Annotated in this window: 16 protein-coding genes; 15 read left to right on the top strand and 1 reads right to left on the bottom strand. The window is 73.9% G+C overall.

Features of this window, described 5'->3' with window-relative positions; all coding sequences use genetic code 11:
• The first annotated feature begins 80 nt into the window (after positions 1-80).
• On the top strand, positions 81-1,904 hold the full coding sequence (locus HNR08_RS05630; RefSeq protein ID WP_183834831.1) for a S1C family serine protease: 1,824 nt from the start codon (positions 81-83) through the stop codon (positions 1,902-1,904).
• A gap of 434 nt (positions 1,905-2,338) precedes the next feature.
• Here HNR08_RS05630 and HNR08_RS05625 read toward each other — a convergent pair whose 3' ends face one another.
• A complete protein-coding gene (locus HNR08_RS05625; RefSeq protein WP_146833905.1) occupies positions 2,339-3,667 on the bottom strand; it encodes an isochorismate synthase in 1,329 nt (442 codons plus the stop codon).
• A 593-nt stretch (positions 3,668-4,260) separates the two neighbouring features.
• Here HNR08_RS05625 and HNR08_RS05620 point away from each other — a divergent pair.
• The 14 genes from HNR08_RS05620 to nuoL all read left to right on the top strand — a co-directional run bounded on the left by HNR08_RS05620 (position 4,261) and on the right by nuoL (position 19,624).
• On the top strand, positions 4,261-4,968 hold the full coding sequence (locus HNR08_RS05620; RefSeq protein WP_146833908.1) for a demethylmenaquinone methyltransferase: 708 nt from the start codon (positions 4,261-4,263) through the stop codon (positions 4,966-4,968).
• Positions 4,969-5,106: 138 nt separating this feature from the next.
• Positions 5,107-6,402 (top strand): geranylgeranyl reductase family protein, encoded by a 1,296-nt coding sequence (locus HNR08_RS05615; protein WP_338075778.1) that lies wholly within the window; start codon positions 5,107-5,109, stop codon positions 6,400-6,402.
• Positions 6,403-6,486: 84 nt separating this feature from the next.
• The gene (locus HNR08_RS05610) at positions 6,487-6,855 is read left to right on the top strand and encodes an NADH-quinone oxidoreductase subunit A (protein WP_146833914.1); all 369 of its coding nucleotides are present in this window, start codon (positions 6,487-6,489) and stop codon (positions 6,853-6,855) included.
• Position 6,856: 1 nt separating this feature from the next.
• Entirely contained in the window at positions 6,857-7,408 is a 552-nt protein-coding gene (locus HNR08_RS05605; RefSeq protein ID WP_146833916.1) for an NADH-quinone oxidoreductase subunit B, read from the top strand.
• A complete protein-coding gene (locus HNR08_RS05600; RefSeq protein ID WP_146833919.1) occupies positions 7,405-8,202 on the top strand; it encodes an NADH-quinone oxidoreductase subunit C in 798 nt (265 codons plus the stop codon). Before HNR08_RS05605 ends, HNR08_RS05600 begins: the two co-directional genes overlap by 4 nt.
• On the top strand, positions 8,199-9,557 hold the full coding sequence (locus HNR08_RS05595; protein ID WP_146833922.1) for an NADH-quinone oxidoreductase subunit D: 1,359 nt from the start codon (positions 8,199-8,201) through the stop codon (positions 9,555-9,557). The genes HNR08_RS05600 and HNR08_RS05595 overlap by 4 nt, the downstream gene beginning before the upstream one ends.
• Complete coding sequence (nuoE, locus tag HNR08_RS05590; protein WP_146833925.1) at positions 9,557-10,447, top strand: NADH-quinone oxidoreductase subunit NuoE; 891 nt, start codon at positions 9,557-9,559, stop codon at positions 10,445-10,447. The genes HNR08_RS05595 and nuoE overlap by 1 nt, the downstream gene beginning before the upstream one ends.
• Entirely contained in the window at positions 10,447-11,784 is a 1,338-nt protein-coding gene (gene nuoF, locus HNR08_RS05585; RefSeq protein WP_146833928.1) for an NADH-quinone oxidoreductase subunit NuoF, read from the top strand. Before nuoE ends, nuoF begins: the two co-directional genes overlap by 1 nt.
• Complete coding sequence (locus HNR08_RS05580) at positions 11,781-14,408, top strand: NADH-quinone oxidoreductase subunit G (protein WP_146833931.1); 2,628 nt, start codon at positions 11,781-11,783, stop codon at positions 14,406-14,408. The genes nuoF and HNR08_RS05580 overlap by 4 nt, the downstream gene beginning before the upstream one ends.
• Positions 14,405-15,769, top strand: a complete 1,365-nt coding sequence (nuoH, locus tag HNR08_RS05575; protein WP_146833933.1) for an NADH-quinone oxidoreductase subunit NuoH — start codon at positions 14,405-14,407, stop codon at positions 15,767-15,769. The genes HNR08_RS05580 and nuoH overlap by 4 nt, the downstream gene beginning before the upstream one ends.
• Positions 15,762-16,484, top strand: coding sequence for an NADH-quinone oxidoreductase subunit NuoI (gene nuoI, locus HNR08_RS05570; protein ID WP_146833936.1), 723 nt, complete (start codon positions 15,762-15,764; stop codon positions 16,482-16,484). The genes nuoH and nuoI overlap by 8 nt, the downstream gene beginning before the upstream one ends.
• Positions 16,481-17,398, top strand: a complete 918-nt coding sequence (locus tag HNR08_RS05565) for an NADH-quinone oxidoreductase subunit J (protein WP_246581796.1) — start codon at positions 16,481-16,483, stop codon at positions 17,396-17,398. Before nuoI ends, HNR08_RS05565 begins: the two co-directional genes overlap by 4 nt.
• On the top strand, positions 17,395-17,694 hold the full coding sequence (gene nuoK / locus HNR08_RS05560; RefSeq protein WP_146833940.1) for an NADH-quinone oxidoreductase subunit NuoK: 300 nt from the start codon (positions 17,395-17,397) through the stop codon (positions 17,692-17,694). The genes HNR08_RS05565 and nuoK overlap by 4 nt, the downstream gene beginning before the upstream one ends.
• A gap of 7 nt (positions 17,695-17,701) precedes the next feature.
• Positions 17,702-19,624 carry an NADH-quinone oxidoreductase subunit L gene (nuoL, locus tag HNR08_RS05555; RefSeq protein WP_246802933.1) on the top strand — a complete coding sequence of 641 codons (1,923 nt, stop codon included), beginning with the start codon at positions 17,702-17,704 and terminating at the stop codon, positions 19,622-19,624.
• Positions 19,625-19,632 lie beyond the last annotated feature (8 nt).

Below are 19,632 nucleotides of genomic sequence, written 5' to 3'. Positions count from 1 at the left end.
ATTCGCAGCGGACTCCCAGGAATCCCCGAGCATCGCTCCAGGGCCGGGGGGTCTGATGGTCCTCGAGAAGGAGGACGAACATGACCACCACCCCCGAGGGACCCCGGCCCGCCGACGACGCCGCGGCGCCGCAGCCGACCACGCCGACCGAGCGGGTCGAGGTGCCCGCCGCCGACGCCACCGCCGCGACCCAGGCCGTCCCCGCCGCCGAGACCACCGCCGCGCCGCAGGCGCAGGACGCGCCGACGCAGCGCATCACCGCGGACGAGACGCGGCCGCTGCCGACCGCGCCGCAGGCCGCCGCGCCGCACCCGGCCTACCCGGCGCCGTACCAGCACGGTGCGCCGCAGGCCGCGCCCGCCCCGCAGCAGCCGCGGTACGGCCAGCTCGCGCCGCAGCAGCCCGCGCCGCCGCAGTACGCCGCGCCGCAGCACCAGCCGTACGCCGGGCAGCAGCCGACCGCGCCGCAGCCGGTCGCGCCGCACGCCGCGGCCCCGCACGCCGCCGCCCCGCAGCAGCCGGGTCAGCACGACCCGCTCGCCGCCTTCCGCGCCCCCGCCACGGGCGGCGCGGGCCAGCCACCCGCCGGCGGTCCGGAGCACCCGGCCCCGTTCGGCCCGCCGGCCCCGGAGGGCGCCCCGCGCAAGGAGCGGAACAAGCTCTGGATCCCGGTCGTCAGCGCGGCGGCCGCGGCCGCCCTGCTCGGCGGGATCGGCGGCGCGACGCTGGTGAACGCGTTCGACGGGGGCTCGTCCTCCGGCACGCGCGCCGCGGACATCTCATCCATCGGCCGCGCCGAGAACGACGCGGTGCCGGTGTCCGGCTCGTCCGCGGAGAACCCGGACTGGCAGGCCGTCGCGTCCGCCGTCCAGGCGTCCGTGGTCGCGATCCAGGTCACGACGAGCAGCGGCGGGGCGGAGGGCTCCGGCGTGATCGTCGACACCGACGGCCACATCGTCACGAACAACCACGTCGTGTCCGGCGCCGAGAACGACCAGGTGCAGGTCACGCTGACCGACGGCCGCATCTTCACCGCGGACGTCGTCGGCACCGACCCGGCCACCGACCTCGCCGTCATCCAGCTCCAGGACGCCCCGGACGACCTGTCCGCCGCGACCTTCGGCGACGCGAGCGAGGTCACCGTCGGCGACCCGGTCATGGCGGTCGGCAACCCGCTCGGCCTGGCGAACACCGTGACCACCGGCATCGTGTCCGCCCTGGACCGCCCGGTGTCCACCACGGAGTCCGGCGCGTCCGAGGCCGTCGTCACCAACGCCATCCAGATCGACGCGGCGATCAACCCCGGCAACTCCGGGGGTCCGCTGTTCGACGCGCAGGGCCGGGTCATCGGCATCACGTCGTCGATCGCGACCACGTCCAGCGAGTCCGGGTCGATCGGCCTCGGCTTCGCCATCCCGGTGAACGTGGCGGACATGATCGCCTCGCAGCTGATCCAGGACGGCACCGCGGAGCACGCGTTCCTCGGCGTCGGGCTCTCGGACGCCACGGCCACCGCCGACGGCGTGACCCGCGCCGGCGCGTCGGTGCAGTCCGTCAGCGACGGCTCGCCCGCCGCGGACGCCGGCCTCGAGCAGGGTGACGTCATCGTCGCGATCGACGGCAAGGCGGTCGCCGGTGCCGAGTCCCTGACCGGCTACGTCCGGGCGCACGCCTCGGGCGACGAGGTCACGCTGACCGTGGTCCGCGACGGGAAGTCGCTCGACGTGGACGTCACCCTCGCCACCCGCGAGGAGACGAGCACGTCCGGCTCCGGTCAGGGCTCCGGCGACCAGGGTCAGCAGGGCGGCCAGCAGGCGCCCGGCGGCCTGGAGAACATGACCCCCGAGCAGCTGTGGGAGTGGTTCCAGCAGCAGCAGCAGCAGCAGGGCGGCGGCCAGGGCTGATCCCCTCGCCTGACCGCACGTCCTGATCCGGCGCCCCGGGCGGGTTCATCCCCTGTCCCGCCCGGGTGCCCCGCGACGACGGGTCCGCACCTCGTCGCCGCACCGACGGCCCCCGTCGCCCAGCGCCAGCCCCCGGCGCGGCGGCGGGGGCCGTCCCGCGCCCGGCACCGGACCCCCGCCCGGCTCGCGTCCGGCGCCGGCGTCCGGCCCCGCCGTCCGGCTCGCGGCCCGATCCGCCGTCCGGCCCCGGCGCCCGGCTCGCCGAGATCGGTGCTTCGCGCCGAGATCGGTCCGTGCAGCGACCGATCTCGGTGCGGACGACCGATCTCGGCGCGGGCTCACGAGTGGGCGCCGGCCGCGGGCGTGCGCGGGCGGCCGGTGCCGCGGGCGGGCGTCGCCGGGGGGGGAGGGCGGCGGGTGGCGCGGCCGGCCGGTCAGTCCGACGCGAGCGCGTCGTGCATCGGGACCAGCTTGGCGCGGGACTCCGCGAGCTCCGCCGCCGGGTCGGAGGCCGCGACGATGCCGCAGCCGGCGAACAGCCGCAGCCGGTGCGGGTCCTCGGGGTCGACCTGGGCCGACCGCAGGCCGATGCCCCACTCGCCGTCGCCGTCGGCGCCGACCCAGCCGACCGGCCCGGCGTAGCGGGCGCGGTCCATGCCCTCGATCCGGCGGATCAGCAGCCGCGCGGCGTCCGTGGGCGTCCCGCAGACGGCGGCGGTGGGGTGCAGCGCGGCGGCGAGGGCGAGCGACGTGGGGTGCGCGGCGCCCGGCTCCCCGGCCCCGGCGAGCACGCCGGTGACGTCGGAGGCCAGGTGCAGCACGTTCGGCAGGTGCAGGACGAACGGCGCGTCCGGCACGTTCGTCGACGAGCAGAACGGCGCGAGCGCCTTGGCGACCGAGGTCACGGCGTACTCGTGCTCCTCGAGGTCCTTCGACGAGTGCGCGAGGATCGCGGCGTGCGCGAGGTCGGCGTCGTCGTCCCCGGTGCGGCGGATCGTCCCGGCCAGGACCCGCGACGTCACGAGGCCCTTCTCCGACCGGACCAGCAGCTCGGGGGTGGCGCCGATCAGGCCGTCGACGGAGAACGTCCAGCAGGTCGGGTACCGCTCGGCGAGCCGGCCCAGGGCGTGCCGGACGTCGAGCGGCTCGGCGGTGCGGGCCTCCTCGTCGCGGGCGAGCACGACCTTGTCCAGCTCGCCGGCCCGGACCGCGGCGACGCCCCGCGCGACGACGTCCGGCCAGTCCGCCTCGGCGACGGAGCCGGGCCCGTAGGTGACCGCGCCGGGGGAGCGGACCGGGGTGAGCGCGGCCACGTGCCGGGCGACCAGCGCCCAGTCCGGTGCGGGGCCCAGCGTCCCGGCGGTCTCCACCACCGTCAGCCACGCCTGCCCGTCCCGGCGGCCCACGACCACGCGGGGCACGACGAGCACGCCGCCCGCGGCGGAGGTGTCGTCGAACGCGAACGACCCGAACGCGACCGGACCGGTGCCCGGCAGGCGCACCTCGTCCCGGACCACGGCGTGCGCGACGAGCTGCTGCCACGCCCGCTCGGCGTCGGCGAACCGGCCCGCGCCGGCGACGGTCACCCGGGCCGCCTCGCCCCAGCCGACCAGCCCGTCGCCGCGGCGCACCCAGGTGAGCGGGGCGTCCTCGGGGAGCAGGGACAGCAGGTCGTCGGGGGCGTCGAGTGCGACGGTGCGCACCACGAGCGGCTCGGGGTGCGGGGACGCCGCGCGGTCGCGGTCGCCAAGCGGGCTGGTCATCGCGGACCAGGGTACGACCGTCCCCGCCGTCCCGTGTCCCGCAGGCCCTCCGCCCCCTCCGCCCCCTCCGCCCCGGCCGCCCCTCCGTCCCGCCCGCCCCGTTCGCCGCGTTCGCCCCTCCGCCCCGTTCGCCCCTCCATCCCGCCCGCCGCGTTCGCCCCTCCATCCCGCCCGCCCCGTTCGCCCCTCCGTCCCGCCCGCCCGGTTCGCCCCCTCCGTCCCGGCTGCCCCGCTCGCCCCGCCCCGACTCCCGCCGCCCCTCCGCGTCCGCCGCCCCGCCCCGACCCCCGCGCCGACTGCCGCGCCGACTGCCGCGCCGAGTGGAGGGTTCTGCCGGACACGCCCGGCGTGTCGCGCCAGAACCCTCCACTCGGGGAGAGGACGGAGAGGGGGAGCGGTCGGGGGGAGCCGGGCGAGGGTGGACAGGCGATCGGGGGAGGGCGGACAGGCGAGCGGGCGAGGGTGGACACGGGAGCGGGCGAGGGCGGACAGGCGAGCGGGCGAGGGTGGACAGGCGAGCGGGCGAGGGTGGACCCGCGGGCGGGCGAGGGGTGGGCGCGCGGGCGGGGGCGCGGACCTGACACGATGGCCCCATGCCCCGCGCCAACCTGGACAAGGACCCGCACGACGTCGCCCAGATGTTCGACGGCGTCGCCCGCCGCTACGACCTGACCAACGACGTCCTGTCGCTCGGCCAGGACCGGATGTGGCGCCGCGCGACTCTCAAGGCGCTGGACGCCCTCGCGGGGGAGACGGTGCTGGACCTGGCGGCCGGGACGGGCACGTCGAGCGAGCCGCTGGCGGACGCGGGCGTCAGGGTCGTGCCGTGCGACCTGTCCACGGGCATGCTCACGGTCGGCAAGCGCCGCCGCCCGGACCTGCCGTTCACGGCGGGCGACGCGACCCGGCTGCCGTTCGCCGACGCCTCGTTCGACGCGGTGACGATCTCGTTCGGGCTGCGCAACGTGGTGGACACCGTGGGGGCGCTGGAGGAGATGCGCCGGGTGACGAAGCCGGGCGGCCGGCTGGTGGTCTGCGAGTTCTCGACGCCGACCCTGGCGCCGTTCCGCGCGGTGTACGACGGGTACCTGACCAAGGCGCTGCCGGCGGTGGCGCGGGTGGTCGCGAAGGAGTCCGCCGCGTACACGTACCTGGCCGAGTCGATCCAGGACTGGCCGGACCAGGTCGGCCTGGGCCGGCTGCTCAAGCAGGCGGGGTGGGGCTCGGTCGCGTACCGGAACCTGTCCGGCGGCATCGTCGCCCTGCATCGTGGGACGAATCCCGGTCTCGCGAAGGGGTAATCGTGGGACGAAAGTCCTGCAAGTGCCCTGGTCGGCACCGACGAGGCTACTGAGGCAAGCCTTCGCAGACAGGACCTTGGTCCGGTCAGTAGACTCGGCGTGAATCACGTGTGAAGGCATTCACAAATGGGGCGAACTGTGCACAGTGGCAAGAGCGACGACGCGGACGTCATCGTCGTCGGCGCCGGACCCGGCGGGTCCAGCGCGGCGTACCACTGCGCCGCAGCCGGGCTCTCCGTCCTGCTGCTCGACAAGGCCTCGTTCCCGCGCGACAAGGTCTGCGGCGACGGCCTGACCCCGCGCGCGGTCGCGGAGCTCGCCCGCATGGGCGTCCCGCTGCGCGAGGAGGACGGCTGGATCCGGAACGTCGGCCTGCGCGTCCTGGGCGGCGGCCACGTGGTCGAGCTGCCCTGGCCCGAGCTGTCGTCGTACCCCTCGTACGGCTTGGCGCGCTCCCGGATGTCGCTGGACCACCTGCTGCTCGAGCACGCCCGCGCCGCCGGCGCGAAGGTGCAGGAGCGCACCAACGTCACCGGCCCGCTGCTGGACGAGCGGACCGGCCGCGTCGTCGGCGTGCAGGCGCGCCCCGTGGACGCGGACGGCCGCCGCGCGGGTGACCCGGTGACCTACCGCGCCCCCGTCGTGATCGCCGCGGACGGCGTCTCCGCGCGGCTCGCCACCGGCATGGGCCTCGAGAAGCGCCTCGACCGGCCGATGGGTGTGGCCGTGCGCACCTACTTCCGCACCCCGCGGCACGACGACCCGTGGATGGAGAGCCACCTCGAGCTCTGGGACGGCGTGCCCCACGCGTCGAACCTCATGCCCGGGTACGGCTGGATCTTCTCCCTCGGCGACGGCACCGCCAACGTCGGCCTCGGCTCGGTGTCCTCGACCGCCGCCGCGACCAAGGTCGACTACAAGGACCTCTTCGCGAAGTGGATGGCGAACGCCCCCGCGGAGTGGGAGTTCACCCCGGAGAACCAGGTCGGCCCCGTCCGCGGGGCCGCGCTGCCGATGGGGTTCAACCGCGGCCCGCTGTACGACCGCGGCCTCATGCTGGTGGGCGACGCCGCCGGCATGGTCAGCCCGTTCAACGGCGAGGGCATCGCGTACGCGCTGCAGGCCGGCCGGGTCGCCGCGGACGCGATCGTCCAGGCCACCGCCCGCGGCACCGCCGCCGGGCGGGAGCGGGCGCTCGCGACCTACGGCGCCCGGATGAAGGACGACCTCGGCGGGTACTACACGCTGGGCCGGGTGTTCGTGAAGCTGATCGAGCACCCGCAGGTGATGCGGGTGTGCACCCGGTACGGCCTGCCCCGGCCGACGATCATGAAGCTCACCCACAAGCTGCTGGCGGACTGCTACGAGCCGCACGGCGGCGACTGGGCGGACCGCACCATCGCGGCCCTCGCGCGGCTGGCACCGGCGTCGTGACGGCGCCGCCCTGACGGCGCAGGCCTCGCCCGCCTGACCGCCCCGCCCCCGGACCGCACTCCACCCCCCTCGGGAGAGCAACCGATGACCAACCCCTACATCCCCCTCCTCGTCATGATGGGGATCGCCGCCGTCCTCGCGGTCGGCGGACTCGCCGCCAGCGCCGTGCTGGGCCCGAAGCGCTACAACCGCGCGAAGCTCGAGGCCTACGAGTGCGGCATCCAGCCGACCCCGCACGCCGTCGGCGGCGGCCGCTTCCCGGTGAAGTACTACCTGGTCGCGATGACGTTCATCATCTTCGACATCGAGGTCGTGTTCCTCTACCCGTGGGCGGTGAGCTTCACGGAGCTCGCCGTGTTCGGGCTGGTGGCGATGGTCGGGTTCCTGGCGCTGATCACGGTGCCGTTCGTGTACGAGTGGCGCCGCGGCGGCCTGGAGTGGGACGAGGACTGACATGGGTATCGAAGAGGCTCCCTCGGGCTTCCTGCTGACGTCGGTCGAGACGCTCGCCGGCCTGGTCCGCAAGGCGTCCCTGTGGCCCGTGACGTTCGGCCTGGCGTGCTGCGCGATCGAGATGATGGCGACCGGCGGGTCCCGGTTCGACATCTCCCGGTTCGGCATGGAGGTGTTCCGGGCGTCCCCGCGGCAGTCGGACCTGATGATCGTCGCCGGGCGGGTCAGCCAGAAGATGGCGCCCGTCGTCCGGCAGGTCTACGACCAGATGGCCGAGCCGAAGTGGGTGCTGTCGATGGGCGTGTGCGCCAGCAGCGGCGGCATGTTCAACAACTACGCGATCGTGCAGGGCGTCGACCACATCGTGCCCGTGGACATCTACCTGCCCGGCTGCCCCCCGCGGCCGGAGATGCTCATCAACGCGATCCTCGAGCTCCACGAGCAGATCAAGAACGAGCCGCTGGGCCGCGACCGCGCCGAGATCGCGCGCAAGGTCGAGGCCGCCGCCCTGCAGGCCACCCCCACCTCGCACATGACGGGACTGCTGCGATGAGCGACGAGAAGCGCGACGCCGCCGCGGCCGCGAGGGCGGGCGACGCCGCCGCGGCCGACGCCGGCGCGCAGCGCACCAGCGAGACCGCCCTCGAGGCCGGCTCGCAGAACGTGCCCGCCGACCGGACGCTGCCGCTCGAGGTCGTGCAGACCCGGCACGGCATGTTCGGCGTGCACGGCACCGGCGACACGTCCGGATTCGGCGGCCTGGTGCAGACCGTGGCGCTGCCCGGTCCGAGCGAGCGGCCGTACGGCGGCTGGTTCGACGAGGTCGTGGACGTGCTCACCGAGCTGCTCGACGCGTCGGGCACCGGGTACGCGAACGCCGTCGAGGCCGTCGTCGTGGACCGCGGCGAGCTGACGCTGAACATCGCCCGCGAGCATCTGGTCGAGGTCGCCCAGCACCTGCGCGACGACCAGGACCTGCGGTTCGAGCTGTCGCTCGGCGTCTCCGGCGTGCACTACCCGCACGACACCGGCCGCGAGCTGCACGCCGTCTACCACCTGGTGTCGGTCACCCACGGCCGGCGCCTGCGCCTGGAGGTCGCCGTCCCCGACGGCGACGCCACCATCCCCAGCACCGTCGGGGTCTACCCGGCGAACGACTGGCACGAGCGCGAGACCTGGGACTTCTTCGGCATCGTCTTCACCGGCCGCACCGACCTGGCGCGGATCGAGATGCCGGACGACTGGCCCGGTCACCCGCAGCGCAAGGACTACCCGCTCGGCGGCATCCCGGTGGAGTACAAGGGCGCCACCGTGCCGCCGGCCGACCAGCGGAGGCAGTACTCGTGAGCACCCAGACCCCCCCGAGCGTCCACGCCACCGGGCACCTCGTCGACGACGAGACCGTCGGCCTGCGCACCTTCGAGGCGACGGGCGGCGACTGGTCCGACATCGCCGAGGAGGCCGCCCGCCTCGGCGAGCAGCGCATCGTCGTCAACATGGGCCCGCAGCACCCGTCCACGCACGGCGTGCTCCGGCTCATGCTCGAGATCGACGGCGAGACGGTGACCGAGGCCCGCGCGGGCATCGGCTACCTGCACACCGGCATCGAGAAGAACATGGAGTTCCGCACCTGGACCCAGGGCGTGACGTTCTGCACCCGCATGGACTACGTCGCCCCGCTGTTCCAGGAGGCCGCGTACTGCCTCGCGGTGGAGAAGCTGCTCGGGATCACCGACGACATCCCCGTCCGGGCCACCGAGATCCGCGTCCTGATGATGGAGCTCAACCGGATCGCCTCGCACCTGGTGTGCCTGGCCACCGGCGGCAACGAGCTCGGCGCGACCACGATCATGACGATCGGGTTCACCGCCCGCGAGGAGATCCTGCGGATCTTCGAGCTGATCTCCGGCCTGCGGATGAACCACGCGTACATCCGCCCCGGCGGCGTCGCGCAGGACATCCCGCCGGGCGCCCTCGACTCGGTCGCCGAGGCGCTGGTGGGCGTGCGGAAGTACATGAAGCAGCTCGAGGACCTCATGCTCGGCCAGCCGATCCTCAAGGGCCGGCTGCAGAACGTGGGCGTGCTCAACCTGGCCGGGTGCATGGCGCTCGGCATCACCGGCCCGATGCTGCGGTCCACCGGCCTGCCGTACGACGTCCGCAAGGCCGCGCCGTACTGCGGCTACGAGACCTACGACTTCGACGTGCCGGTCTCCGAGGGCTCGGACTGCTGGGACCGGATGGTCCTGCGCATCGAGGAGTGCTACCAGTCGATGCGGATCATCGACCAGGTCGTCGAGCGCCTCAAGGCGTCCGCGGGCACGCCGGTGATGGTCGCCGACAAGAAGGTCGCGTGGCCGGCGCAGCTCGCCATCGGGTCCGACGGCATGGGCAACTCGCTCGACCACATCCGCGAGATCATGGGCACCTCGATGGAGGCCCTGATCCACCACTTCAAGCTCGTGACCGAGGGCTTCCGGGTGCCGGCCGGCCAGGTCTGGCAGACCGTCGAGCACCCGCGCGGCGAGCTCGGGGTGCACCTCGTCTCCGACGGGGGCACCAAGCCGTACCGGGCGCACTTCCGCGACCCGTCGTTCAACAACCTGCAGGCCGTCTCGGTGCTCTGCGAGGGCGGCCAGGTCGCGGACGTCGTCTGCTCCGTCGCCTCCATCGACCCGGTGCTCGGAGGGGTGGACCGCTGATGACCACGATCGACCACCCGCGCATCCCCGGAGGGGGACGCCCGCGGGCCACCTACGACGACGCCACGCGCGAGCGGCTGGCGGCGGACGCGGCGCAGGTCGTCGCCCGCTACCCGGACTCCCGGTCCGCGCTGCTGCCCCTGCTGCACCTGGTGCAGAGCGAGGACGGCTACGTCAGCCCCGCGGGCATCGCGTTCTGCGCGGCGACCCTCGACCTGTCGACGGCCCAGGTGTCCGCGGTCGCGACGTTCTACACGCAGTACAAGCGCCGCCCGAACGGCGAGTACACGGTGGGCGTCTGCACCAACACGCTCTGCGCGATCATGGGCGGCGACGCCATCTGGGAGGACCTCACGGACCGCCTGGGCGTCGGGCACGACGAGACCACCGCGGACGGCAAGATCACGCTCGAGCGGATCGAGTGCAACGCCGCCTGCGACTTCGCGCCGGTCATGATGATCAACTGGGAGTTCTTCGACAACCAGACGCCCGAGTCCGCGGCCGAGGTGGTGGGCAGGCTCATCGCGGGCGACCCGGTCGCCCCGACCCGGGGGCCGAAGCAGGTGCAGACCTTCAAGCAGGTGTCGCGCGTGCTCGCCGGCTTCCCGGACGGCCTGGCCGACGAGGGCGTCGGGGCGGGTCCCGCCACGCTGGTCGGGCTCGAGCTGGCCCGCGAGCAGGGCTGGCGCGCGCCGTCGTTCGACGCCGCGGGCGCCGCCACCGAGACGGGCGGCGCACCGGCGGCGTCCTCCGCCCCCCAGCCCGGCGCCCCGCAGTCGAGCGTGGACCGCCCGGCGGCCGGTGCCCCCGAGCGGACGGCCGAGCAGGAGAAGGCCGAGCACCGCGCGGACGACACGTCCGCCCCCTCCGACGGCGCGAAGGAGTCCTGATGGCCGACACGCTGACCCCGGTGCTGAGCGAGCGCTGGGACGCCGACCGCTCCTGGACCCTCGCCACGTACGAGGCCCACGGCGGCTACGAGGGCCTGCGCAAGGCCCTGACCATGGACGCCGGCGACGTCGTCACCGTCGTGAAGGACTCCGGCCTGCGCGGCCGGGGCGGCGCCGGCTTCCCGACCGGCATGAAGTGGGGCTTCCTGCCCGCGCCGGACGGCGGCCCCCGCTACCTCGTGGTCAACGCCGACGAGTCCGAGCCGGGCACCTGCAAGGACATCCCGCTGATGCTGGCGGACCCGCAGGTGCTCGTCGAGGGCGTCGCGATCACGTCGTACGCCATCGGCTGCCACCACGCGTTCATCTACCTGCGCGGCGAGGTCGTGCACGTCTACCGCCGGCTGCTGCGCGCGGTCGAGGAGGCGTACGCGAAGGGCTACCTCGGGAAGAACATCCTGGGCAGCGGCTACGACCTGGACGTCACGGTGCACGCCGGCGCCGGTGCGTACATCTGCGGCGAGGAGACCGCGCTGCTCGACTCGCTCGAGGGCCGCCGCGGCCAGCCGCGCCTGAAGCCGCCGTTCCCCGCGGTCGCGGGCCTCTACGCCCGGCCGACGGTCGTGAACAACGTCGAGTCGATCGCGTCGGTGCCCGGCATCGTGCGCGGCGGGTCCGACTGGTTCCGTACGATGGGCACGGACCGGTCCCCGGGCCACGGCCTGTTCTCGCTGTCCGGCCACGTGCAGCGCCCCGGCCAGTACGAGGCGCCGCTCGGCATCACCATGCGCGAGCTGATCGACATGGCGGGCGGCATCCGCGAGGGGCACCAGCTGAAGTTCTGGACCCCGGGCGGCTCGTCCACGCCGATCTTCACCGCCGAGCACCTCGACGTCCCGCTCACCTACGAGGAGGTCGGGGCCGCCGGCTCGATGCTCGGCACCCGCGCCCTTCAGGTGTTCGACGACACCGTCTCGGTCGTCAAGGCCGTGTCGCGGTGGACGCAGTTCTACAAGCACGAGTCCTGCGGCAAGTGCACCCCCTGCCGGGAGGGCACGTTCTGGCTGGCGCAGGTGCTCGGCCGCCTCGAGGCCGGCCAGGGCACCCCGGGCGACATCGACCTGCTGCTCGACCTGTGCGACAACATCCTCGGCAAGGCGTTCTGCGCCCTCGGGGACGGCGCCACCAGCCCCATCACCTCCGCCATCCAGTACTTCCGGGAGGAGTTCGAGGCCGGCACGCACACCCCGGCGGACGTGCTGTTCCCGCCGGAGCGCTCGGCCCTCTTCCCCTACACGCCGCGCCGCACCGGCCAGCTCGCGGGAGCCCACGCATGACCGTCACCGCATCCAAGCCCTCCGGCGCCCCGGCGCCCACGGACGGCGTCACCTTCACCATCGACGGCATCGAGACCACCGTGCCCAAGGGCACCCTGGTGATCCGCGCCGCCGAGGAGCTCGGGATCCAGATCCCGCGGTTCTGCGACCACCCGCTGCTCGCCCCCGCCGGTGCCTGCCGGCAGTGCCTCGTCGAGGTCTGGGCCCCGGGCCGCGACGGCAACCTCGCGAAGATGCCGAAGCCCCAGGCGTCCTGCACCCTGACCGCCACCCCCGGCATGGACGTGCGCACGCAGCGCACGTCGGCCGAGGCGGACAAGGCGCAGCACGGCGTCATGGAGCTGCTGCTCATCAACCACCCGCTGGACTGCCCGGTCTGCGACAAGGGCGGCGAGTGCCCCCTGCAGAACCAGGCGATGTCGAACGGCCGCGCCACCAGCCGGTTCGTGGACGTCAAGCGGACGTTCCCGAAGCCGCTGGCGATCTCGACCGAGATCCTGCTGGACCGCGAGCGGTGCATCCTGTGCCAGCGCTGCACCCGGTTCTCCCGCGAGATCGCGGGCGACCCGTTCATCGACCTGCAGAAGCGCGGCGCGATGCAGCAGATCGGCCGCTTCGACGCGGACGTGCTGGGCTTCGCGGGCGTCGACGGCGACGGCGTCGGCGAGACGATCGAGGACGCCGACCGGCTGCCGGCCGGCGGCGTGTTCCTCGGCGCCGACATCCCGGTGGGCCCGAGCGAGGACGACGAGTCCGGGTCCCCGTTCGCCTCGTACTTCTCCGGCAACACCGTGCAGATCTGCCCGGTCGGCGCGCTGACCGGCGCGGCGTACCGGTTCCGCGCCCGCCCGTTCGACCTGGTGTCCACCCCCGGGATCGCGGAGCACGACTCCTCCGGCGCGGCCATCCGCGTCGACCACCGCCGCGGCGTCGTGCTGCGCCGCCTCGCGGGCGACGACCCCGAGGTCAACGAGGAGTGGATCACCGACAAGGACCGCTTCGCCTTCACCTGGCAGTCCGCCGCCGACCGGATCACGACGCCGCTGGTGCGGGACCGGCACGAGGACGGCACGCGGGGCGAGCTGCACCCCGCCTCCTGGGCCGAGGCCCTCGAGGTCGCGGCGCACGGCCTGGACCGGGCCCGCGCGGCCGGCGGCGTCGGCGTGCTGCCCGGCGGCCGCCTGACCGTCGAGGACGCCTACGCGTACGGCAAGTTCGCCCGCGTGGTGCTCGGCACCAACGACGTGGACCTGCGCGCCCGGCCGCACTCGGACGAGGAGCTCGCGTTCCTCGGCCACGCGGTCGCGGGCACGGGCCTCGGCGTCACGTTCGGCGACCTGGAGGCCGCGCCGGCCGTGCTGCTAGCGGGCCTGGAGGCCGAGGAGGAGGCGGGCGTCGTCTTCCTGCGGCTGCGCAAGGGCGTGGTCGCGGGCCGCACGACGGTGCTGTCCGTCGCGCCGCTCGCGAGCCGCGGGCTGGAGCGCCTGGACGGCACGCTGATCTCCGCCGCGCCGGGCACCGAGCCGGAGGTGCTGGACGCGATCGCGGCCGGTGACCTGCGCGAGGCCGCCGACGCGCTGCGGACCGCGGGCGCGCTGATCCTCGTGGGCGAGCGGCTCGCGGCCGTCCCGGGCGCCCTGTCCGCCGCGCTGCGGCTGGCGGAGCGCACCGGGGCCCGCCTGGCCTGGATCCCGCGGCGCGCGGGGGAGCGCGGCGGCGTCGAGGCCGGCGCCCTGCCGACCCTGCTGCCCGGCGGCCGCCCGGTCGCCGACGCCGCGGCCCGCGTGGACGTGGCCGCCGCCTGGGACGTGGAGAACCTGCCGACGGAGCCCGGCCGCGACACGTCGGCGATCCTCGCCGCGGCCGCGGAGGGCACCCTCGGCGGCCTGCTGGTCGGCGGCGTCGAGCCGCGCGACCTGCCGGACCCCGCCGCAGCCCGGGCCGCGCTGGCCGCCGCCGGCTTCGTGGTCTCCCTGGAGGTCCGCACCTCCGAGGTCACCGCGCTCGCCGACGTCGTGCTGCCGGTCGCCCCGCCGGTCGAGAAGCCGGGCACGTTCGTCAGCTGGGAGGGCCGCGTGCGGCCGTTCCCGCAGGCGCTGACGTCGACGGCCATGGCCGACCACCGGGTGCTCGACGCCCTGGCGGACGAGCTGGGCGTGACCCTCGGGCTGCGCACCGTCGCCGAGGTGCACGCCGACGCCGACGCGCTGACCGGCGAGTGGGACGGCGCGCGGGTGCCCGCGCCCGACGCCCGCACCGCCGAGCCGCCGGCCGTCGCCCCGGGGCACGCGGTCCTCGCGACCTGGCACCAGCTGCTCGACGCCGGGCGGCTGCAGGACGGCGAGCCGTTCCTGGCGGGCACGGCCAAGCGGCCGGTCGCCCGGCTGTCCGCGGCGACGGCCGCCGCCGCGGGGGTCGCGGACGGGGCCCCGGTCACCGTCGCCACCGACGCCGGGGAGATCACCCTCCCGGCCGTCGTCACCGAGATGGCGGACCACGTCGTCTGGCTGCCCACGGCCTCGGCCGGCAGCCAGGTCCGGGACGCGCTGCGCGCGCTGCCCGGCGACCTGGTGCGCGTCGCCCCGGCCGTCGCCGGCGGCACCGACGAGGAGGTCTCCGCATGAGGGCCGTGCTGCTCGCGTCCGCCACCGAGGGCGGCGCCGCGGACTTCAGCCAGGACGTGTTCTGGGTCTGGCTGCTCAAGGCGGTCGGCATCCTCGTGTTCCTGCTGCTGAGCGTGCTCATCGCCATCTGGTTCGAGCGCCGCGTCGTCGGCCGGATGCAGCTGCGTCCCGGCCCGAACGTGCACGGCCCGTTCGGCCTGTTCCAGTCGCTCGCCGACGCGATGAAGCTCCTGCTCAAGGAGGACGTGACGGTCAAGGCCGCGGACAAGCTGGTCTACATCGTCGCGCCGTTCATCGCGGTGTTCTGCTCGCTGCTGACCTACGCGGTGATCCCGTTCGGCCCGGAGGTCTCGATCTTCGGCGTCGTCACGCCGCTGCAGCTCACGGACTTCCCGGTCGCGGTGCTGTACATCCTCGCGTGCGCGTCGGTCGGCGTGTACGGCATCGTCCTCGGCGGCTGGTCCTCGAACTCGACCTACCCGCTGCTCGGCGCCGTGCGGTCCACCGCGCAGGTCATCTCCTACGAGCTCGCGATGGGCCTGTCCCTGGTCAGCGTGTTCATCCTGGCCGGGTCGATGTCCACCTCCGAGATCGTCGCCTCGCAGTCGACGCTGTGGTGGCTGATCCCGCTCGCGCCGGCGTTCGTGATCTACGTGATCTCCATGGTCGGGGAGACCAACCGGCTGCCGTTCGACCTCCCCGAGGCCGAGGGCGAGCTGGTCGGCGGCTACACCACCGAGTACTCGTCGATGAAGTTCGCCTGGTTCTTCCTGGCGGAGTACATCAACATGCTCAACGTCTCGGCCGTGGCGACCACGCTGTTCTTCGGCGGGTGGCGCGCCCCGTGGCCGCTCTCGGCGATCAACGACGGGATGTTCAACACCGGCTGGTGGCCGCTGCTGTGGTTCGTCGCCAAGGTCTGGTTGTTCATGTTCCTGTTCGTCTGGATCCGCGGCACGCTGCTGCGCTTCCGGTACGACCAGTTCATGAAGTTCGGCTGGAAGGTGCTGATCCCGTCCGCGCTGGTCTGGCTGGTGTGCGTGGCCGTGGTGCAGGGCGTGCGGCAGTTCGCCGACGTCGACCTGCAGACCCTGATGTTCGTCCTCGCCGGCGTCATCGTGGCCGCGGTGCTGATCTCCTTCCTCATCCCGGAGAAGAAGGCGCCGCCGGCCCCGGTGCCGTCGGACGAGCCGTTCGACGCGTTCGCGGGCGGCTTCCCCGTCCCGCCGCTGCCCGGCCAGACCCTGCCGCCGTCCCCGCGGGCCCTGCGCCGCGAGGCCCAGTCGCCCGCGACCCCCGCCCTCGTCGGCGGCGACGGCGGCGCACCCGAGTCCCCCACCCAGGAGGTGCCGCGTGGCTGACACGCCCGACAAGTCCGTCGCCAGGTCCGGCGGCGGTGGCGAGGTCGCCCCCGGCGGCCAGGTCCGGCCGTACGAGTCGCTGATCCCGAAGCGCAGCGCCGTGGCCGACGCCCTGGCGCCCGCCGCCGGGTTCGGCGTCACGATCAAGAACTTCTTCAGCCGCACCGTCACCGAGCAGTACCCGTTCGAGACGGCGCCCGTGAAGCCGCGGTTCCACGGCCGGCACCAGCTCAACCGGTACCCGGACGGGCTGGAGAAGTGCATCGGCTGCGAGCTGTGCGCGTGGGCCTGCCCCGCGGACGCGATCTACGTCGAGGCCGCCGACAACACGCCCGAGCAGCAGTTCTCCCCGGGCGAGCGGTACGGCCGCGTCTACCAGATCAACTACCTGCGCTGCATCTTCTGCGGGCTGTGCATCGAGGCGTGCCCGACGCGCGCGCTCACGATGACCAACGACTTCGAGCTGGCGGGCCCGACCCGCGAGGGCCTGATCTACGAGAAGCAGGACCTGCTCGCGCCGCTCGCCGACGGCATGCTCGCCGCACCGCACCCGATGGTCGAGGGCACGACGGACACCGAGTACTACCGCGGGGAGGTCACCGCGCCGACGCCGGCGCAGGTCGACTGGGTCGCCGAGCACCGCCCCGAGGACGAGACGCTGGACGCCGCGCGGTCGCGCGCCGGCGCCCGGCCGGCGGGGCAGGAGACCCGATGACGCCGTCCACCGCCGAGGCGGTCCTGTTCTGGGTGCTCGCGCCGATCATGGTGCTGGCGGCGCTCGGCCTGCTGTTCGCGCGCAAGGCCGTGCACGCCGCGCTGTGCGTGATCACGGTGATGATCTCGCTCGCGTTCCTCTACATCGCGCAGGAGGCGCCGTTCCTCGGCGTCGTCCAGGTGGTCGTCTACACGGGCGCGGTCATGATGCTGTTCCTGTTCGTGCTGATGCTCGTCGGCGTGGACGCGTCGGACTCCCTCGTGGAGACCATCCGCGGCCAGCGCTGGATCGGCTGGCTCGCGGGCCTCGGCCTCGCGGTGGTGCTGGTCGCCGTCGTCGGCCGCGCGGTCTACCCCGACGCGGTCGGCCTGGCGGAGGCCAACGCCCCCGGGAACCCGGTGGGCGTCGCGCGGATCGTGTTCGGCCAGCACGTGTTCGGGCTCGAGGTGGTCGGCGCGCTGCTGGTCACCGCCGCGCTCGGCGCGCTGGTCCTCACGCACCGCCAGCGGCTCAAGCCCCTGGTGAAGCAGCCCGAGCGCGCCGCCGCCCGCGTGGCCGCCGGCACCCGCCTGACCCCGCTGCCCGCCCCCGGCGTCTACGCCCGGCACAACGCGATGGACGTGCCGGCGCTCGACCCGCAGGGCAACCCGATCGACGAGTCCGTCCCCCGCGTGCTGCGCATCCGCGGCCAGGAGGCCGGCACCGCCGAGTTCCGGGCGGACACCTACCGCCGGGCCGTCACCGCGGTGCTCGCCGAGCGCGGCGCCGAGGTCACGCCCGAGGAGGTCGAGGCCGCCCTCGGCACGACCGAGGACGAGCCGCGGCCGCCGGCCGCCGAGCCCGGCACCACCACCGGACCGCAGACCGACGTGAACCTCGGCGGCGGCTCGACCCGGACGGAGACCCAGCCGTGACGCTGACGAACTACCTGGTGCTGTCCGCGATCCTGTTCTCGCTCGGCGCCGCGACGGTGCTGCTGCGCCGGAACGCGATCATCGTCTTCATGGGCGTCGAGCTCATGCTCAACGCGACGAACCTCGCCCTGGTCACCTTCTCCCGGATGCACGGGGACCTGACGGGCCAGGTCATGGCCTTCTTCGTCATGGTCGTGGCCGCGGCGGAGGTGGTCGTCGGCCTGGCGATCATCGTGTCGATCTTCCGCACGCGGAAGTCGGCGTCCGTCGACGACATCAACCTGCTGAAGAGCTGAGGGGATCGTGAACGACTTCTCCACCCTCGCCCCGTTGCTGGTGGCGGTGCCCCTCGCGAGCGCGGCGATCCTGCTGCTGCTCGGGCGGCGGTCCGACCGGTGGGGTCACTGGCTCGGCGTCCTCGCCTCCACGGCGGCGTTCGTCGTCGCCGCGGCGCTGCTGGTCGACCTGCTGGGCCGGCCCGCGGACGAGCGCTCGATCGACGTGCACCTGTTCGACTGGATCTCCGCCGGGCAGTTCGACCTGTCCGCCGGGCTGCTGGTCGACCCGCTGTCGCTGACGTTCGTGCTGCTGGTGACCTTCGTCGGCACGCTGATCCACCTGTACTCGGTCGCGTACATGGCGCACGACGCCGCGCGCCGCCGGTTCTTCGCGTACCTCAACCTGTTCATCGCCGCGATGCTCATCCTGGTGCTCGCGGACTCCTACCTCCTGCTGTTCGTCGGCTGGGAGGGCGTGGGCCTCGCGTCGTACCTGCTGATCGGGTTCTGGAACCACCACACGCCGTACGCGGTCGCGGCCAAGAAGGCGTTCGTCGCCAACCGCGTCGGCGACATCGGCCTGCTGGTCGCGATGATGCTCATGTTCGCCACGTTCGGCTCGGTGTCGTTCGAGGGCGTCGCGGCGGGCATCGACGGCGGGCTGGCCTCGACGGCGACGCTGACCGCGATGGGCCTCATGCTGCTGCTCGCGGCCTGCGGCAAGTCGGCGCAGTTCCCGCTGCAGTCCTGGCTCGGCGACGCGATGGCCGGCCCGACCCCGGTGTCCGCGCTCATCCACGCCGCGACCATGGTCACCGCCGGCGTCTACCTGATCGTCCGGTCGGCCCCCGTGTTCGAGGGGGCGCCGACCGCGCAGCTCGTCGTGACGATCATCGGCGCCATCACGCTGGTGATCGGGGCGGTCATCGGCTGCGCCAAGGACGACATCAAGAAGGCGCTCGCCGCGTCCACGATGTCGCAGATCGGCTACATGGTGCTCGCCGCGGGCCTCGGCCCGATCGGGTACGCCTTCGCGATCTTCCACCTGGTGACGCACGGCTTCTTCAAGGCCGGCATGTTCCTCGGCGCCGGCTCGGTCATGCACGGCATGGACGACCAGACCGACATGCGGCGCTTCGGGGCCTTGCGCAAGTACATGGTCATCACCTGGGTGACGTTCATGGCCGGCTGGCTCGCGATCCTCGGGGTCCCGCCGTTCTCCGGCTTCTGGTCGAAGGACAAGATCATCGAGTCGGCGTTCGTCGTGCCCGAGGTCGGCGGCGAGTGGCGGGCTTGGCTGTTCGGCACGGTCGCCCTGATCGGCGCCGGCATCACGGCGTTCTACATGTCGCGGATGTTCTTCATGACGTTCCACGGGACCAAGCGCTGGACCCGCGACGAGGCCGGCCACGAGCCGCACCCGCACGAGTCCCCGGCGCTCATGACGATCCCGATGATCGTGCTGGCGATCGGCTCCGTCGGCCTGGGCTTCGTGCTCCAGCTGAACGGCGGGTTCACCACCTGGCTCGAGCCGGTCACCGGCCACGTGGAGCACCACGAGCCCGTGCTGTCGGTCCCGGTGATCCAGGTCGCCACGCTGCTGGCCGTCGCGGTGGGCCTCGTGCTCGCCTGGCGCCAGTACGCGTCGCTGCCGGTCCCCGAGACCGCGCCCGCCGGCTCCGTGCTGACCCGCGCCGCGCGCGTCGACCTGTACCAGGACGCCGTGAACGACGCCCTGCTGGTCGAGCCCGGCCGGCACCTGACCCGCTCGCTCGTGTACGGCGACCGCACCGCGGTCGACGGGACGTTCACGGGCCTCGGCCGCCTCACGGTCGGCATCGGGGAGCTCGTCCGGAAGCTGCAGACGGGCTACGCCCGCCAGTACGCCGCGACGATGCTGCTCGGCCTGGTCGTGCTCGCGGTCGTCGTCCTGGCGCCTCGGATCTGAGGGGATGT

Source organism: Cellulomonas hominis (genome assembly GCF_014201095.1).
In the GTDB taxonomy this organism is placed as follows: Bacteria; Actinomycetota; Actinomycetes; order Actinomycetales; family Cellulomonadaceae; genus Cellulomonas; species Cellulomonas hominis.
The sequence above is the reverse complement of the archived record's forward strand: the minus strand, read 5'-3'. Positions and strand labels throughout refer to the sequence as shown.

Bases quoted from the DNA above. Each gene is read 5' to 3' on its own strand.
- HNR08_RS05630 (WP_183834831.1), top strand. From the start codon at position 81: ATGACCACCACCCCCGAGGGACCCCGGCCCGCCGACGACGCCGCGGCG.
- HNR08_RS05625 (WP_146833905.1), bottom strand. From the start codon at position 3,667: ATGACCAGCCCGCTTGGCGACCGCGACCGCGCGGCGTCCCCGCACCCC.
- HNR08_RS05610 (WP_146833914.1), top strand. From the start codon at position 6,487: ATGACCAACCCCTACATCCCCCTCCTCGTCATGATGGGGATCGCCGCC.
- HNR08_RS05605 (WP_146833916.1), top strand. From the start codon at position 6,857: ATGGGTATCGAAGAGGCTCCCTCGGGCTTCCTGCTGACGTCGGTCGAG.
- nuoE (WP_146833925.1), top strand. From the start codon at position 9,557: ATGACCACGATCGACCACCCGCGCATCCCCGGAGGGGGACGCCCGCGG.
- nuoF (WP_146833928.1), top strand. From the start codon at position 10,447: ATGGCCGACACGCTGACCCCGGTGCTGAGCGAGCGCTGGGACGCCGAC.
- nuoH (WP_146833933.1), top strand. From the start codon at position 14,405: ATGAGGGCCGTGCTGCTCGCGTCCGCCACCGAGGGCGGCGCCGCGGAC.
- HNR08_RS05620 (WP_146833908.1), top strand. From the start codon at position 4,261: ATGCCCCGCGCCAACCTGGACAAGGACCCGCACGACGTCGCCCAGATG.
- HNR08_RS05565 (WP_246581796.1), top strand. From the start codon at position 16,481: ATGACGCCGTCCACCGCCGAGGCGGTCCTGTTCTGGGTGCTCGCGCCG.
- HNR08_RS05580 (WP_146833931.1), top strand. From the start codon at position 11,781: ATGACCGTCACCGCATCCAAGCCCTCCGGCGCCCCGGCGCCCACGGAC.
- HNR08_RS05600 (WP_146833919.1), top strand. From the start codon at position 7,405: ATGAGCGACGAGAAGCGCGACGCCGCCGCGGCCGCGAGGGCGGGCGAC.